The following is a 15,352-nucleotide window of genomic DNA, read 5'->3' as shown; positions in this document are numbered from 1 at the left end:
ACCGACTATAAACACCGCTCATTCGGTGAAGCGTATGGCGTACTCATCAAAGAATTGCAATTGGACATGAGGGCGATCTTCATTCTAGACGCGAACAATACCATTCAGTATGTAGAATATCTCAAGGAAATGACGGACCATCCGGATTATGAAGCCGCTCTGAACGCTCTTCGCGAATTCATTTGAATAGGAGCCACTACTTTGAACCCTTTACCATTAGAAGAACAATTAGCGAATGAAAAAAACCATTTCATGGCAAATACACCTGCAGAGGCGCATGTGATATTAGAAAGGTCTCTGCGCGAATTACAAGACTCTGGAAATTATAATGGAATTTCAATTGGAGCGAAGGCTAAGGATTTTACTGCCTCAGATGCTTTAGGCAATAAAGTTACTTTGTATGATGAATTGTCGAACTTAGCGGAATATAACAGTACAAACCGTTGGATATTGCCGGTACCCGCTACATTTATGATTGATGAGAGTGCTATAGTTCGCTCTGCGTATGTAAACCCTAATTTTATGCAACGTATGGAACCGGCAGATATTTTGTACGAATTACAAAAGCTGTAGTCCAATTCGGGGTAATGATTTCTTTATAAAGATTTGAACATAGGATCCCATCGACATGTCAATGTTGATGGGATCCTATGTTTACTGGTATACGAGCTTGCGCACGGAGCGAAACTTGCAATCCTCCTACGAAGGTCTCCAATTCGCGCATGAATTGATCGTCCACAGCCGCCCTTCGGATCGGGGGGATTTTTAATCTGAAGGTATGAAGTTCCGATGGCCGACGTTAGGCGTTTTTTCGATTGTTCGATGCGCGAATGGATTTATATAGGATGTGCGGTCGCAACTAGTATAATAGAACTAGTAGATTCCCCAATAGAAACAATAGGAGCGTTAAATGGATGCTGGCTGTTCGCAACCGAACGAGACGAAACGGTATCGCTCTAGTCGCCTTAATCATGCTTATCTCGTTGGTATTGGCCGGTGCGGCGTTTGCGCTGAAAGCCGCTGGCGATTCCCGGCAAGCCAAACCTATGGCGCAGCGCGGAGAATTGGATGTGCGGCAATGGAACTTCGGCGAGGACGGAATTCTTAAGCTCAATGGGGAATGGGCGTTTTATTGGAACCGATTGCTGTCGCCGGATGATTTCGCGGCCGATCGGGTTCCGCAACCTGGCGGCTACTTTGCCGTCCCGGACGTCTGGACCGGCTACCGCGTAGAGGGCAAACGTCTGCCCGGACACGGCTACGCGACTTACCGCCTAACCGTGAAGAACGGCGGCGCGCCGGTAGAGCTCGCTCTGAAAATTCCGGCCATGGCGCCCGCTTATCAAGTATACGTGGCAGGTCGAACCGTAGCCGAAAGCGGTACCGTAGCCGCCGATAAGGAGCGCTCTCGTTCCGCTTATCGGCCGACGACCGTCTCCTTCATTGCTCCCGCCGGCGATTTCGACATTATCGTGCAGGTGTCCAACTATCTGTTCGCGCGAGGCGGCATGTGGTTCGGGCTGGAGCTCGGAACGGCAGATCGGCTCCACGCCGCCCGCGAGGGAAATCTGGCCTTCGATATGTTCTTTTTCGGCTGCGCGATCATGCTCGGTTTATATCATCTGCTCGTCTACGCGTTGCGGCGCTCCGATCGGTCGGCGCTTTATTTCAGCATCTGCTGTTTGCTGGGGGCACTATGGGAACTGGTCGTCGGAGAACTCTATATCCTGCAGGTATTCCCGGACGCGAGCATTCGGCTAATCAATAGTTTGGGGTATTTGACCTATTACGGCGGAGTGGCGTTCGTCGCATTGTTCATGCGCGAGCTGTTCCCGCAAGACTTCTCCGCTAAGGTCATTCGATCTCTCGCGGGCATCAGCTTCGTCTTCATGGCCTCCGCCGTCGTATTGCCGATCGAGGTTTATACGCGTTGGATAAGCGTATACCATGTGATTGCCATACTTGGCGGATTCTATTTCCTCCTTGGTCTGATGAAGGCGATTATCCGCAGGCGAACCGGAGCGTTGCTTCAATTGATCGGATGGATGATCTACATGTCCGCCGCCCTGCACGACATCTTGTACAATGCGAACGTCATATTGTGGCTAGATAAACAGCTTACGCCCTACGGGCTGTTCATTCTCGTCTTCTTGGAAGCGGCGGAGCTGGCCCGTCGTTTCTCGCGCGCATTCGGGACGATCGAATCGATGTCGAAGAAGCTGTTGTCGATGAACCGGATGAAGGATGAATTTCTTGCTAATACATCGCATGAGCTGAAGACGCCGTTACACGGCATCCTCAACATGTCGGAGTCGATGCTGGAAGGGGCGGCCGGCTCCCTGAACGACGTTCAGCGGGAACATCTGGGAATCGTCGTATCCGTCGCGCGCAGGATGTCCAATCTGATCAACGACCTTCTCGACTTTTCCCGATTGAAGCATAGCGATATCCCGTTGAACTCGCAGAGCGTTGACGTGCGGTCAATCCTGTCGGCCAACATGGAAATTTTCCGTCATTATATTCGCGACAAGCCGGTAACGGTCAAGCTCCAATTGCCGGAACGGCTGCCGAACGTGCACGCGGACGAGAACCGCCTGTTGCAGATCATGTACAATCTGATCGGCAACGCGATCAAGTTCACGCCGAGCGGCGAGATCATCGTCACGGCCTATCCGGAAGGAAATAGGCTGCGCATAGCCGTATCCGATACGGGTATCGGTATTCCGGAAGACAAGCGGGATGTTATCTTTCAATCGTTCGAGCAGATCGGAACGTCCGTGGCGCGGGAATTCGGAGGCACGGGGCTCGGACTAGGCATTGCCAAGCGGCTCGTAGAGCTTCACGGCGGTCTGTTGACGGTTGATTCCGAAGTCGGCAAGGGCTCCACGTTCTCCTTCTCGATGCCGATAAGCGGCGAAACGAACCCCGTTACCTCCATTGTCGCAACTAGCGATCAGATCATCGTCTATAACTCCTTGCATGCCGAGCTGGCCGCCACCTCTTATGAACCGAGCGGCAATCATGAGGGCAACAAGTACACCATATTAGCCGTGGACGACGACCCCATCAATCTGAGGGTTCTGATGGGCGTGCTGGCGAACGAATCCTATACGGTGCGGACGGCCTCGAGCGGTGAAGCGGCGTTGAGCATGATCGCGGGCGGCAGCCCGATCGATCTCGTCATCCTCGACGTGATGATGCCGGGGTTGTCGGGGTACGAGACTTGCCGAAGGATTCGCCGGCAATATTCGGTCGTGGATCTACCCATCCTGTTGGCAACGGTAAAGAACGAGCCGGAGGATCTGATCAACGGGTTCGAGGCCGGGGCGAACGATTACTTGACCAAGCCTTTCTATTCGCACGAATTACGTGCGCGCGTGAGATCGCTCCTTGAGATGAAGAGATCCGCGGAAGAAGCGGTCCGGACCGAGATGGCATTCCTGCAAGCGCAGATCAAACCGCATTTTCTGTTTAACACGCTCAATACGATTATCGCAACGGCGCTGGATAGGCCTCAGATGACGTACGATCTGCTGATGGAGCTGAGCAAATATTTGCGAAACAGCTTCGATTTCGGCAACAGGGATAAGAACACGTCGCTGAGCAAGGAAATGGAATTGGTAGAGGCCTACTTGTTCATCGAGAAGGCGCGATTCGGCAACCGGCTACGCGTCGTTTACGACTTGGAGGATAACTTGGATGGCTTGCTGCCGCCGCTAACGATTCAGCCGCTCGTGGAGAATGCGGTACGCCACGGGCTCACGAAGCGATGGACGGGCGGAACGGTATCGATCGTCGTTCGATCGACGGATCGGGGTATCGTCATTCGCGTCCATGATGACGGGGCAGGCATTCCGAAGGAGAAGCTGGATCGTATTTTCGAAGCTCGGCAGGAGCCGGGCGGCGTAGGATTGCGCAATATTCAGCAGCGCATGCTCAGAATGTACGGCTATGGATTGGAAATAGAGAGCGAGACGGATCGGGGAACGACGGTGACGGTTCGAATTCCGACGAACCCGACGGGCAAAGGCTGATTATTACGTGGAATGTTCAGATGTCCGGCGGAGCATATAGAGTAAAAATCCGATCCTAGGAAACCAAGCCCTAAAGCCCGGCTTCCGTGCGGGTATCGCCGTTTGCTTGCTAACCTTATAATGAAGAGACTAAGGATTTATTCCGCAAGTTTTCTGGAAAGGATCGGGTATATGAATAACGATATTAAGCTCGCGTTTACCTCCATGACGGAGCAAGACGGCCGGGAGATTTGCGATTGGCGTTACCCGGCGCCTTACGAGTTATTCAAGTGGCCCTCGTGGGAGTCTATGATGAAGGATAGCCGAGAGTTCGCGGATGAGCGTATTCGACGGGAGCAGTATATGGCGGCGAGGAACGGGCACGATGGGCAGTTGGTCGGTTATGTCCAGCTATTTCCCATGGATCGGACGTTGCGTATCGGAATGGGACTTCGACCGGATTGCTGCGACCGCGGCTGGGGAAGGCTCCTTACGGAGCTGGTCGTTCAAGAGGCGCGGCGCCGCGAGCCGGGAATGGAGATCGATCTTGAGGTGGAAAAGTGGAACCGGCGGGCAATCAAGGTGTACGAGAAAGCGGGGTTCGTCGTCGCGGACGAGTATGAACGAAGGGCTTCCCACGGGATCGTCGGAGTGTTCTGCATGGTATGGCATAACTAATAATCCCGCCTCATAAAACTATAGAGAACAACCAAGAGTCCGCATGCACCTGTCAGACAGTTTCACCAGAAAAGGTCGCAATGACCCCGTTAAGGAGGCTGTAACTGAATGAAGGCGCTCAATGTCATTAGTCTGGTTCTCATTATTCTCGGAGGATTGAACTGGCTTTCCGTCGGCTTGTTCGAGTACGACGTAGTCAGCGAGATCTTCGGAGGCGCGGACGAGGTCGGCTCGCGGATCGTGTACACCGTCGTCGGCGTCGCCGCTCTGTACGCGCTCTCGCTGCTCCCGAAAGTGTCCAAAGACTAAGGGAAGTCGCAGAGAAAAACCGCAAAGGCTCCAGGCGTTATTCGCCCTGGCCTGCCTCGCGGTTTTTCTTTGATTTGCCTTCATATCTAAGTTCGATCGTAAGCCTTGGCGGAGTCCATATCAAGCGAGGTTAAGCCCCCGGAATTCCAAGTCGTCAACCGTAAAGTCACCCGTCTGTAATCGATGCCGATGAACGGGTGGTGATTCATTTCTTCCGCTATGGCCGCCACTCGGTTTACGAATTCGACAGCCTCGACGAAGGTGGGAAATAACCTTTTGCGTATGAGCCACTTACCATCCTCGATTGTCCAATGCCCCAATTCGCGTAGTCCGTCTTCTAGCTCCTGCTCAGATAGCAGCGGATGTTTGCCCATTGCCCTGCTCCCCTTCCGTAAGCTCCGTTCTTTCGAGCGTACCATATTTACGGCGATATCTCTCCAGCAAAGCAATCCATGACGGGCTGAAGGCCAAGATGAAGAACACGTTCGCCGTCGCGTGAACGACCTCGAAAGGAAGTCCGGTCACGTACTTGCCGACTACCGCCTCCCAAGAGTGGGTTTGCACCCATTGGTCGAGCGCGAGCGTAATGTTCATGATCCAACCGAACAGGAAACCCCATGCCAGTCCGAACAACGCTAGAGGCAACCGCTCGCGCCGCCACAAGCTGCGATGGGCGAATAGTCCAGCCGTATAACCCGCCATCCCCCAAGCGAACATCTGCCAAGGCGTCCATGGCCCTTGCCCCAAGAAGAAGTTCGACACGAGCGCGGTAGCCGCCCCGACCATCCAACCCGCTTCCGCACCGAAAACAACACCGGACACGATAACCACGAAGGTCACGGGAGTAAAGTTGGGCAACAAGGTTGCAAAAGGAATTCGGCTAACAGTAGCGACGGCCGCCATGACGGCGATCAGCATGAGCTCCCGCGCTTTGCGCTCTTTGCGTTCGAAACGGAGCAGAAACGGGATAATCGAGAGCAGGACGAGCACGATTCCGATCAGTAGCGAGTTGCCCCGTTGCACGGACAAATAAGAGAGCCCCAGGTAGACGGCCGCGATAGGAACGATGAGCCATTTCGAAGCCATTAAGAAGCTTCTCTTCGTCCGTTGTTCGGAATTCATCGGGATTTCGCCTCCCATAACGCTAATAAGCGATGCAGCGGCGTCGCATAGAACAAGTTGCCTTGGAAGAAGGCCTCCGGATCCCCGTCCGCGACGATTTCGCCATGGAATAGAAGCGAGCATCGCGTAGCATAGGCTGCGGCAAACTCGATATCGTGCGTCGCCATGACCAAAGTCGTTCCTTGTCTATGAATATGTCTCAAATGCTCGCCTAATCTCTGTTTGGCCAAAGGATCCAATCCCTTGGTCGGTTCGTCCAGGAGAAGAAGCTGCGGCCTGCCGAGCAACGTAATAGTCAATGCGCCTAACTGTTGCTCGCCCCCGCTCATATCATGAGGGTGCCTCTGCAAGAGATGAGTAATCCCGAACCGTTCGGCCATCTCTATAGCTCCCCGCTCCGGATCCTCCGCTCCCGATTGGCTCGCCGCTTGGCGCAGATCGTCCAACAAGCTGTCGTACGCGAAATGAAGCACGGGATTTTGTGCCAAATAACCGACAGACGAATACCTCTGCTTGGAGCTCAACTTCGCGAACGGAGTTCCTTCCCAGCGAACCGCGCCTCTCTGCGGGAGACGCAGGCCGGCCAATAGCTGCAGAAGAGTCGACTTCCCGCTTCCGTTGCCTCCGAATAACACCGCCCAATCCCCGCTCCGGATCTGCCATTCCAATCCTCTCAACACCGCCGAATAACGCTTATCATAGGCGTAAAATAACCCTTCCGCCGCCAGCTGCACTTGGCCCGTATACTCCGACCGTTTGGTGGATTGGGCGCTGGCTTCCGAGTTAACTTGGTCGCCCGTCCGCGAAGCTTCCGTCGATTGTCCCAACCATTTCATGGTTTCCTTCACCGTGAGAGGCGGTTGATCCGGCATTGGTTGATCTTCGGGCGGCGATTGTGTCAGCGCCCAGCGAGTGATAGAAGGAAGAGCGCTCGCCCATGCTTCGTCCGAGCGATTCCACGATTTCAGGACGAACGCCCGCGGGTCGCCGTCATAGGCCAGCTTTCCATGCTCCATTCGGACGACTCTGTCAGCTAGCGGAAGCAAATCGTCGATGCGGTGCTCGCTCATGATGACGGTGATGCCCCACTCCTCGTTGAGTCGTTTGATCATGCCCAACAATTCGCGAGCCGCAAGCGGATCAAGCTGCGCCAGCGGCTCGTCTAGCAGCAGCACCTTGGGCTGCAGCATAAGCACCGCCGCCAAGTTCACGGTCTGCTTCTGGCCGCCGGACAGCTCGTCCGTCTTGCGTTCGAGCAGCGGCTCGAGGCCGAAGAATCCGGCCATCTCCGCCATCCGCCTACGCATGGCCTCGCGCCCGAGGCCGAAGTTCTCCATCCCGAACGCCAGCTCATGCTCGACCGTGTCGACCACGAGCTGGTTATCGGGATTCTGCATCACGAGCCCGACTTGCGCGGCCAGCTCGCGCGCCGGCCAATCCTGGATCGGCATCCGATCCAGCAGAATCGCGCCGCTCATCGTTCCGCCCGGAGATACCTCCCGCTTGAGCAGCCTTAACAGCGTAGACTTGCCGCTGCCCGACGGTCCGCAGAGCACGACGAATTCCCCCGGCTTGATCGTGAGACTCACACTCGAGATCGCGGGCGATGTCTCTTGCGGATACGTAAAGGTTACCTTCTGTAATTCGTAATGAGCCATGCCCTGCGATCCCTCCATTCTAAGACAAGCGGTAGGAACAAAAATACGAGATAGGCGATAAGCGCCGCGGTATCTCCGGACGATAAAGCTAAAGAGCCTAGTCGCGGATAGATCGATAGGAAGCCATGTCCGTATCCCCACGTCATTATCAATATGATGGCAATGCAAACGAATCCGATCAGAGTCAATCCGTCCCGCTTGCGAAACCGGTAGCCTAAATAGGAGCTTCGCGTTCCCGTTCCATACCCGCGCGCTTGCATGGAATCCGCCGTCTGCAGCGCGTCTTCCAGCGTCCACGAAAGCAGCGTTCCGACAAGTCTCGCTCCACTGCGAGCTCTCGTCATCATTGATCCTTCCGCTACCGTCACTCCGCGAGTCTTCTGAATGAGCATGAGCTCCTGCATTCTTTTACGCAGCCTAGGGACCAGCCCCATAGCCATCATCGCGATTAAAGCCGCTTTAGGCGACACGCGAGTAAAGAGAAACAGAAACTTCTGCTCCGTCATGACCAGTCGGTACGTCACGAAGAAAGTCAGCAGGTTGAGCATCGATATCGCCAACGTAATCCCGTAGACGACCGATTCCAATGTAATCGGGATGTCTCCTAAATAATACAATACCGTACGGCCCCTATGGGACAGCAGAGGATTCATAAGCAAGATCAGAACGACGCCGGTCAGCATCGGCAAGCTCCATCTTCGCCATTCGCGGCCTCCGTCGAGATGAAAGTTAACGATGACGGCGGCCGCCCAACCGGCCATGAGAACGAGGGGATGAAATAACAACATGCCGAAGGTTATCCCTCCGGCATAGTAAGTCAATATAACGACTGGGTGAAGCGATCGGAAACCGAATCCTTCCTTCATGACGCGGACTCCTTACCTTGCTCGGCAGCCTCGTCCTTGGAGGTATAGAACCACTCCAGCCGGTCGCCTGGCTTAAGCTTATAAGTGCCGGCGCCGATATCGGGAATGATACCGTTCACCCGGAATTTCCAGCCGCTCGTCGGTCCGTCGTCGAACTCGTACAATCCGTCGATGCCTTCTACGTACGTCAATGCGCCGCTTCCCCGAATTTCATAGGAAAGCTTATGCTTCTTAGCCGTTCGCTTAAGTACGCCCGAAGCCGTATCTCCCTTGCCGAGAACGACGCTTTCGGCAGCGACAATCGAGCCCCACTCCGCATTTCCTTCTATGGATACCGTAATGCTATCGACGGCCGGTTCCACTGTATCCGGCTCCTTCGATGGCTTCGGAGTCGGGGAGGAGGACGGTGAAGGAGTTGGCGTTGGGGCGCCAGCATCATTCGCATCCGTTTCCTTAGCCGGTTCGGTAGATCCGGCGGAAGGAGAAGGAGCAATGGAAGACGGCTCTGGCGTAGGCTCCACGATTGCTTCTCCTGGCGTGGACACTTCCGCCTGAACGGATGCCGCGCTTGACGGCGGCGATCCGGAAGACGAGCCCCCCGCTTCGTTCTCGCTCGAGCATCCTATTAAGACTAACAACAGTAGAAGCGCTATCCACCAACCACCTATCTTCTTCACCATCGGTTCCTCCTTCCTCTACCTTCTATTAAAACACACGTATCGCTACTATTCCTCTACTGGTTCCCCCCCGCTGTCGAGTTAGCTCGATTTCAGTACTATCTCGGCCACCTTCGACCCCGGCGGGCGGAGTTAGTTCGATTTCGTTACTATCTCGGCCAGCTTCGACCCCGGCGGGCGGAGTTAGCTCGATTTCAGTACTATCTCGGCCATCTTCGACCCCGGCGGGCGGAGTTAGCTCGATTTCAGTACTATCTCGGCCATCTTCGACCCCGGCGGGCGGAGTTAGCTCGATTTCAGTACTATCTCGGCCTGCTTCGACCTCAGTGGGCGGAGTTAGTTCGATTTCGTTACTATCCTCGGCCTGCTTCGACCTCAGTGGGCGGAGTTAGTTCGATTTCGTTACTATCCTCGGCCAGCTTCGACCTCAGTAGGCGGAGTTAGTTCGATTTCGTTACTATCCTCGGCCAGCTTCGACCTCAGTGGGCGGAGTTAGTTCGATTTCGTTACTATCCTCGGCCAGCTTCGACCTCAGTAGGCGGAGTTAGTTCGATTTCGTTACTATCCTCGGCCAGCTTCGACCTCAGTTGGCGGAGTTAGTTCGATTTCGTTACTATCCTCAGCCAGCTTCGACCTCGGCTCGGTTCACGTATGTGCGGCGGAGTTAGCAAAGTTAATTCGTTAATTTAGCTCGGTTCACGTATGTGCGGCGGAGTTAGCAAAGTTAATTCGTTATTTCAGCTCGGTTCACGTATGTTGGGCGGAGTTAGCGAAGCTACTTCGTTAATTCAGCTCGGTTCACGTGTGTTGGGTGGAGTTAGCGAAGCTACTTCGTTAATTCAGCTCGGTTGGGCGGTTTGCGTATGTTGGACGGAATTAGATAGTTACTTCTTCGCTTCCCACACTCTAACCGCGATCACGGCCGCTTGTTCGCGCGACAGTGTCGACTTCGGCGCGAACTTGCCTTCGTTCGGAGTCAGCAAGCCTTGTTGAACGACGGCTTGAACCGATGCGACGGCGCTTGCGTTGATCAGCTTCGCATCCGCAAGAACAGTTGTCGCCGTCGCTTTAAGCTTCAAAGCGCGAGTCAGCAAGATCGCCGCTTGCTCCCGCGTCAACGTCGCGTCCGGCGCGAACTTGCCAGCCGACACGCCGCCCGCAAGCCCCGCGTCGACCGCCGCTCCTACATCCTTCGCATACCATGCGCCGCTCGGAATATCCTTGAAGGCCGCGCCATCTCCGCCGCCTTTCAATCCAAGCGCCCGCGCCAGCGTCGCCACGAACTCCGCGCGCGTTACGGCTCTCTTCGGCTCGAACGCGACCGTTCCATCGCCGATTCCCCGCAAGAGCGTAGCCGCCCGCGATAGCTTCACGGCGTCGGCCGCCCAAGCCGCGACCGCGCTCTGGTCGCCGTAACTACCCGCGATCGGCAACTCCGTCACGGAGCGGACTACCGTAGGTGCCGCATCCTTCGCATATCCCGTTACCTCAATCGAATACAAGCCTTCGGCCATTCCCTTGAAAGCCGCTTGACCTTTGTCGTCCGTGGTCGCGGTCGCTTCGCCGACCTTGACCGTCACGCCCGCAATCGGAGCGGCCGCCTCGAAAACGCTCGTCGTGAAATTCCATACGCGATTCGTAACCTTCACCGAGAAGTCTTGACCCGGTTTAGGTTTTGCCGGGGATACAACAATCGGATCCGCAAGCTTGGTCGTTTCGCCGCTATAATAGACAACCACTTCGTCGCCGTCTTCCAGCAGGAACGATCCGACTCCTTCGGCGGGAATGATCCAGTCGCCGCCGCGGACAACCGCGAACATCCAACCGTCGTATCCGCCGTATTTCGCGGCTTCGATTCCCGCGATCGAGCTAATATATTTTCCGTAATCCGAATCCTTTATTTCATTCTTCACGCTCTTGTCCGCAAGCAGCAACTCCAGCGCTTCCAACGCCGTTCCGCCTTGCGCTTGACCCGAAGCGATTGTGCCTGCATCGCCTTCGATGCTAACGGACACATTCTTCGTATAGGAAGCTACGTTCAGCCTCGTCGCCCATGCCACATAAGAAGGAGGAGCATCGCTTAAGTAACCGTCAACGGACAGTGAGTACGATCCCGCTTTCGGCGCCTTAATCTGCGCTTTCCCATCCTTATCCGTCTTGACCGCTTCTCCGTCTATCCGAACTTGCGCGCCTTCCGCGGCGCTAACGACAAGCTTGTCGGAATCCCAGTCGAAGACTTCCTTCTCGACCGTCACGGTAATCGGCTGCCCTTCGCGAGGAGCCGCCGGCTCCACCTTCACCGAGTGAACGAGCATCGTTTCTACGTCGCTGTAATAAACCGTAAGCTCGTCTCCGGCCTGCAGCGCGAACGTTCCCATTCCTTCGCCGATCGTCACCCAAGCTCCGTCTCGTTTTACCGCATATTGCCAACCGTCGTAGCCGCCGAACTTTTTGTTCGCCAGGCCGGCTACCGATGACAGCATCGGCAGCCCGCCGAAATTCGGATTACGGTCGACCGCATAAGCCACGTTGGCGCCGTTTAAGACATTTAAGAGTGCTTCTAAAGCTGTTTTACCTGTCGCGCTTCCTTCCGCGATTACGCCGGACAAGCCATTTACGGTGACGCTGGTACGAGTAGCTGCCGGAACGCCGGAATACAAGCCAGACAAGCCGTCCATCCAACGCTCTACTGCCGTGAGGCCCAGAAGCGCGTTGAAAGTCGCCATCCCGTCCGCTTTACCCGTTACCAGATGCGAGAATTGTCCATCCGCCTGACGGAACTCCAACAACCGCGCCAGAGTCGACTTGCCGTTCTTGATGAACCGGGAATCTGCCGTCGGATCGATTCCCAACGCAGTTAACGCGATCAGTACCTGAACGGTGCTCTCGCTGGCTTCGCTCGGCTTGCCGAAACCCGCCGTTTCCAGCTGCGCGCCCGACAACCAATTTAAAGCTTCATCTAATATAGGCGAGACTTCCGGGCGATCCTTGTAGCCAGCTAACGCGGTCAACACGATGGCCGTTACGTCGACGTCGCTTTTACCTGCTTCGAGCGCCCAGCCGCCGTCCGCGTTGCGATGGTCGACCAGCCATTTGACCAAATCGTCGCGAGTCCAGCGATCTTGTGATCCCGCTTCGTATCCCGCGGCATCCAAGGCAAGTAGCGCGTAAGCAGGCGCGTTAGGTCCTTGAGCCGTAATTTTATCGAAATTGGCTATTTTGCTTAATAAGTCGACTTTACCCGCTCCGACCTTACGGGCATCGCCTCCGCTGGCATTAACGGCCAACGCCACGCGGGCGTAATCCGTAACCAGCTTAAGGCTTCCGTTAGCTGCAGTCGCGTTAGCGAGCGGCAAGTACCGACCGGCTATCGGCTTGCCCGAACGGGCCAGTCCGAACGCAACCCAATCGCTGACCGGATCTGTCTTCCCAAGAATCGACTGCAGATCGGCTACCGCTTTGCCTATTTGCTCCCGCGTTGGCGCTGCGACGGCCGACTTCTCTCCATCCGTTGCCATTACGCCGTTCGTTGCCGTTCCCATTACGCCATCAGTCGCGGTTGTCGTCGCTTCTTCCGCTTGAGCAATGCCGGCCCATGAGCTCACCGTCAATTGCAAAGCTATCGCTAACGCCAATCCTCCGCGTAACCATTTTCTCATCTTTCCGCTTCCTATAATACTAGCTTCCCCGTTCATCGTTCCACGCTCCTCCTCGAATGTGTCTCCGCTATGCATCGGAGATCGCTTGCCCATGCCGAGTGAAGGCAACAAAAAAACATCTCCCAATCACGGAAGATGTTTGCGTGGGGCCAGAGCGAATCGTGCTTGAGCACGCGGCAATTCACCCGAATCATCCAGGCTATGCCTTTCACTATGTCGCGGGATTCTCAAGCTTCTCGTATCCTAAGAACGGTTGTCCGCGTTGCTGCCGCCACACCTCCCCTATTCCTCGTAGGTACCTTGGGTGTTTGTCGAGAACAGATAGGTTTCCTGGCTCCAGGTTCATCGCTCTCCGGCCCTTCCCGCGACGTCCTTCGACGCTTGCAGTGGTATTGCCGGATGGCTCCCCTTGGTCAGTGGCGGGACCGCGCCGGTCTCTCACCGGACTTCCCTATTAAGCTCTCTCGAGCACCTGTTCTCCGCCGTATTCACTTGTGTAGCCATCTTATCATGCTGAATATAGGCTGTCTATCCGCTATTCTTACCAGCCTAACGACCTGTGAACGCGTTCAATAGCGGTTAATCGAAGGTTAACTCTGACGAATTTATGAAAATCGGGCATAGCCTCTAAAGCTTTGCCTTGGTTTTGTCGATAAACCTATTATCGTGTCGGTTGTTAGAGCAAGCTCCTTCGCGTACATATATTCTTCCATGCCGGGGTGTACGATGAAAAATTCAACTATTATCGGATTAGTATTAGGCTTTGTTGCACTTATTTTCGGGATGTTCCTTAAAGGCGCTCCCCTAGGTAGTCTCATTAACAACCCGGCTGCTTACGTAATTATCCTTGTCGGGACTTGCGCTTCGGTATTCGTGGCGTTCCCGATGTCCGATCTAGCTAAGGTGCCTAAGTTATTCAAGATTATTTTCGTAGAGCCTAAGCTGCTCCCCCGCCAACAATTGATTGGCATGTTCATGGAGTGGGCAACGATTACTCGCCGGGAGGGCTTGCTTGCCCTCGAAGCGCGCGTAGATGAAATCGAAGACGCCTTCCTGAAGACGGGCATGCGGATGATCATCGACGGTAACGACCAAGACTTCGTTCGCGACGTTCTACTCGAGGATATCTCCGCAACGGAAGACCGTCATCGCGGCGGCGCGCAAATCTTCTCTCAAGCGGGTATGTATGCTCCGACGCTCGGGGTTCTCGGAGCCGTTATCGGTCTGATCGCCGCCCTCGGCAACTTGGCGGAGATGGAGAAGCTCGCTCATGCCGTTGCCGCGGCCTTCATTGCGACGCTTCTCGGTATATTCACCGGTTACGTTCTCTGGCATCCGATCGCCAACAAGCTGAAGCGTCTCTCCAAGCGAGAGATCGATCTTAAGCTCATGATGGTCGAAGGCCTGCTGTCCATCCAATCCGGCGTCTCTACGATCGCGATTCAACAGAAACTATTGGTATTCCTGACACCTTCGGAGCGGTTGGTATTCGCTGAGAAGGAGGAGTCGCAACGTGAGCAGAAGACGGCATGAACCGCATGAGGAGCACCCGGACGAATCCTGGTTGCTCCCCTATTCCGATTTAATGACGTTGCTGTTGGCCCTGTTTATCGTGTTATACGCGGCAAGCTCGGTCAACACGTCCAAGTTCGAGGAGATGAGCCGCGCCTTCAAGACCGCCTTCAGCTCCGGACTCGGCGTCTTGGACAACGGAGCGTTAACGGAAGACAACAAGCAGAAGAGAAGAACGGATGAAGATCTAGAACGCAAGGATGACGGGAAGAGATCCCGCGAAGCGCTCCAGCAACAGGAGCAGCAGAACCTTGAAGAGCTCCAGAAGGAGCTCAACCAGTACATTCAGAAGAGCGGCTTATCTTCCCAGCTCGAGACGCAGTTGAATCAATCCGAGCTTCTGATCACGATCAGGGATAACGCGTTATTCCCTTCGGGCAGCGCGAATATTAAGCCTGATTCTCAGAAGCTGGCAACGGCGATCGGACATATGCTGCAGCAATATCCGGATTATGAAATTCTGGTTACCGGCCATACCGATAATCAGCCGATTAATACATCGGAATTCCCGTCCAACTGGGAGCTTAGCTCCAAACGCGCGATTAATTTCATGAAAATCCTGCTAGATAATCCGGCATTCGATCCGAAACGATTCAGCGCCATCGGTTACGGAGAATTCCGTCCGCTCGACAGCAATAATTCGGATGCGGGCCGAGCAACGAACCGTCGGGTAGAGGTATCCATCCTTCGGAAATACTTGGAGCCAACCGATGGCAACAATAGCAATGAGATTACATTGTCGGCGATCGCACAAGAAGGTAAAGCCGCCGCCCAACCTAAATAAAAGGCTTAATCCAA

The 15,352-nt window shown here is 54.8% G+C and carries 13 protein-coding genes, 1 pseudogene and 1 riboswitch; of the genes and pseudogenes, 8 read left to right on the top strand and 6 right to left on the bottom strand.

All coding sequences use genetic code 11. From position 1 onward, the window contains the following. The 6 genes and pseudogenes from DFP95_RS25390 to DFP95_RS25370 form a co-directional block, all read left to right on the top strand. Nucleotides 1-186, top strand: a pseudogene (locus tag DFP95_RS25390) (thiol peroxidase); the annotation flags it as partial. A 15-nt stretch (nucleotides 187-201) separates the two neighbouring features. Further along, entirely contained in the window at nucleotides 202-573 is a 372-nt protein-coding gene (locus DFP95_RS25385) for a hypothetical protein (RefSeq protein ID WP_245987961.1), read from the top strand. A 55-nt stretch (nucleotides 574-628) separates the two neighbouring features. Then, on the top strand, nucleotides 629-769 hold the full coding sequence (locus DFP95_RS29055; RefSeq protein ID WP_181907605.1) for a hypothetical protein: 141 nt from the start codon (nucleotides 629-631) through the stop codon (nucleotides 767-769). Nucleotides 770-914: 145 nt separating this feature from the next. Next, entirely contained in the window at nucleotides 915-4,034 is a 3,120-nt protein-coding gene (locus tag DFP95_RS25380; RefSeq protein ID WP_115995481.1) for an ATP-binding protein, read from the top strand. Between the two features lie 171 nt (nucleotides 4,035-4,205). After that, nucleotides 4,206-4,691, top strand: a complete 486-nt coding sequence (locus DFP95_RS25375) for a GNAT family N-acetyltransferase (protein ID WP_115995480.1) — start codon at nucleotides 4,206-4,208, stop codon at nucleotides 4,689-4,691. Between the two features lie 108 nt (nucleotides 4,692-4,799). After that, nucleotides 4,800-5,000 (top strand): DUF378 domain-containing protein, encoded by a 201-nt coding sequence (locus tag DFP95_RS25370; RefSeq protein ID WP_115995479.1) that lies wholly within the window; start codon nucleotides 4,800-4,802, stop codon nucleotides 4,998-5,000. An 86-nt stretch (nucleotides 5,001-5,086) separates the two neighbouring features. Here DFP95_RS25370 and DFP95_RS25365 read toward each other — a convergent pair whose 3' ends face one another. The 6 genes from DFP95_RS25365 to DFP95_RS25340 form a co-directional block, all read right to left on the bottom strand. Then, nucleotides 5,087-5,374: a 4a-hydroxytetrahydrobiopterin dehydratase gene (locus DFP95_RS25365; RefSeq protein ID WP_115995478.1), complete on the bottom strand. Its 288-nt coding sequence runs from the start codon at nucleotides 5,372-5,374 to the stop codon at nucleotides 5,087-5,089. Beyond that, nucleotides 5,349-6,122 (bottom strand): ECF transporter S component, encoded by a 774-nt coding sequence (locus DFP95_RS25360; protein WP_245987959.1) that lies wholly within the window; start codon nucleotides 6,120-6,122, stop codon nucleotides 5,349-5,351. The genes DFP95_RS25365 and DFP95_RS25360 overlap by 26 nt, the downstream gene beginning before the upstream one ends. Beyond that, nucleotides 6,119-7,780, bottom strand: coding sequence for an ABC transporter ATP-binding protein (locus DFP95_RS25355; RefSeq protein WP_181907604.1), 1,662 nt, complete (start codon nucleotides 7,778-7,780; stop codon nucleotides 6,119-6,121). Before DFP95_RS25355 ends, DFP95_RS25360 begins: the two co-directional genes overlap by 4 nt. Further along, nucleotides 7,753-8,646 (bottom strand): energy-coupling factor transporter transmembrane component T, encoded by an 894-nt coding sequence (locus DFP95_RS25350; RefSeq protein ID WP_115995476.1) that lies wholly within the window; start codon nucleotides 8,644-8,646, stop codon nucleotides 7,753-7,755. The genes DFP95_RS25355 and DFP95_RS25350 overlap by 28 nt, the downstream gene beginning before the upstream one ends. Continuing rightward, nucleotides 8,643-9,326, bottom strand: a complete 684-nt coding sequence (locus DFP95_RS25345; protein ID WP_115995475.1) for a DUF4430 domain-containing protein — start codon at nucleotides 9,324-9,326, stop codon at nucleotides 8,643-8,645. Before DFP95_RS25345 ends, DFP95_RS25350 begins: the two co-directional genes overlap by 4 nt. An 881-nt stretch (nucleotides 9,327-10,207) precedes the next feature. Beyond that, a complete protein-coding gene (locus DFP95_RS25340) occupies nucleotides 10,208-12,982 on the bottom strand; it encodes an S-layer homology domain-containing protein (protein ID WP_181907603.1) in 2,775 nt (924 codons plus the stop codon). A gap of 303 nt (nucleotides 12,983-13,285) precedes the next feature. After that, a riboswitch (cobalamin riboswitch) is annotated at nucleotides 13,286-13,473 on the bottom strand. 235 nt (nucleotides 13,474-13,708) lie between these two features. On the opposite strand from DFP95_RS25340, the gene motA reads away from it, so the two are divergent. Then, nucleotides 13,709-14,515 (top strand): flagellar motor stator protein MotA, encoded by an 807-nt coding sequence (gene motA / locus DFP95_RS25335; protein WP_115995473.1) that lies wholly within the window; start codon nucleotides 13,709-13,711, stop codon nucleotides 14,513-14,515. Beyond that, nucleotides 14,496-15,338 carry a flagellar motor protein MotB gene (locus DFP95_RS25330; RefSeq protein ID WP_115995472.1) on the top strand — a complete coding sequence of 281 codons (843 nt, stop codon included), beginning with the start codon at nucleotides 14,496-14,498 and terminating at the stop codon, nucleotides 15,336-15,338. The genes motA and DFP95_RS25330 overlap by 20 nt, the downstream gene beginning before the upstream one ends. Nucleotides 15,339-15,352 lie beyond the last annotated feature (14 nt).

The sequence above is a fragment of the Cohnella lupini genome (assembly GCF_003386205.1).
Lineage (GTDB): Bacteria > Bacillota > Bacilli > Paenibacillales > Paenibacillaceae > Cohnella > Cohnella lupini.
Note: the sequence above shows the minus strand (reverse complement) of the source record. Positions and strands in the feature narration are given on the sequence as shown.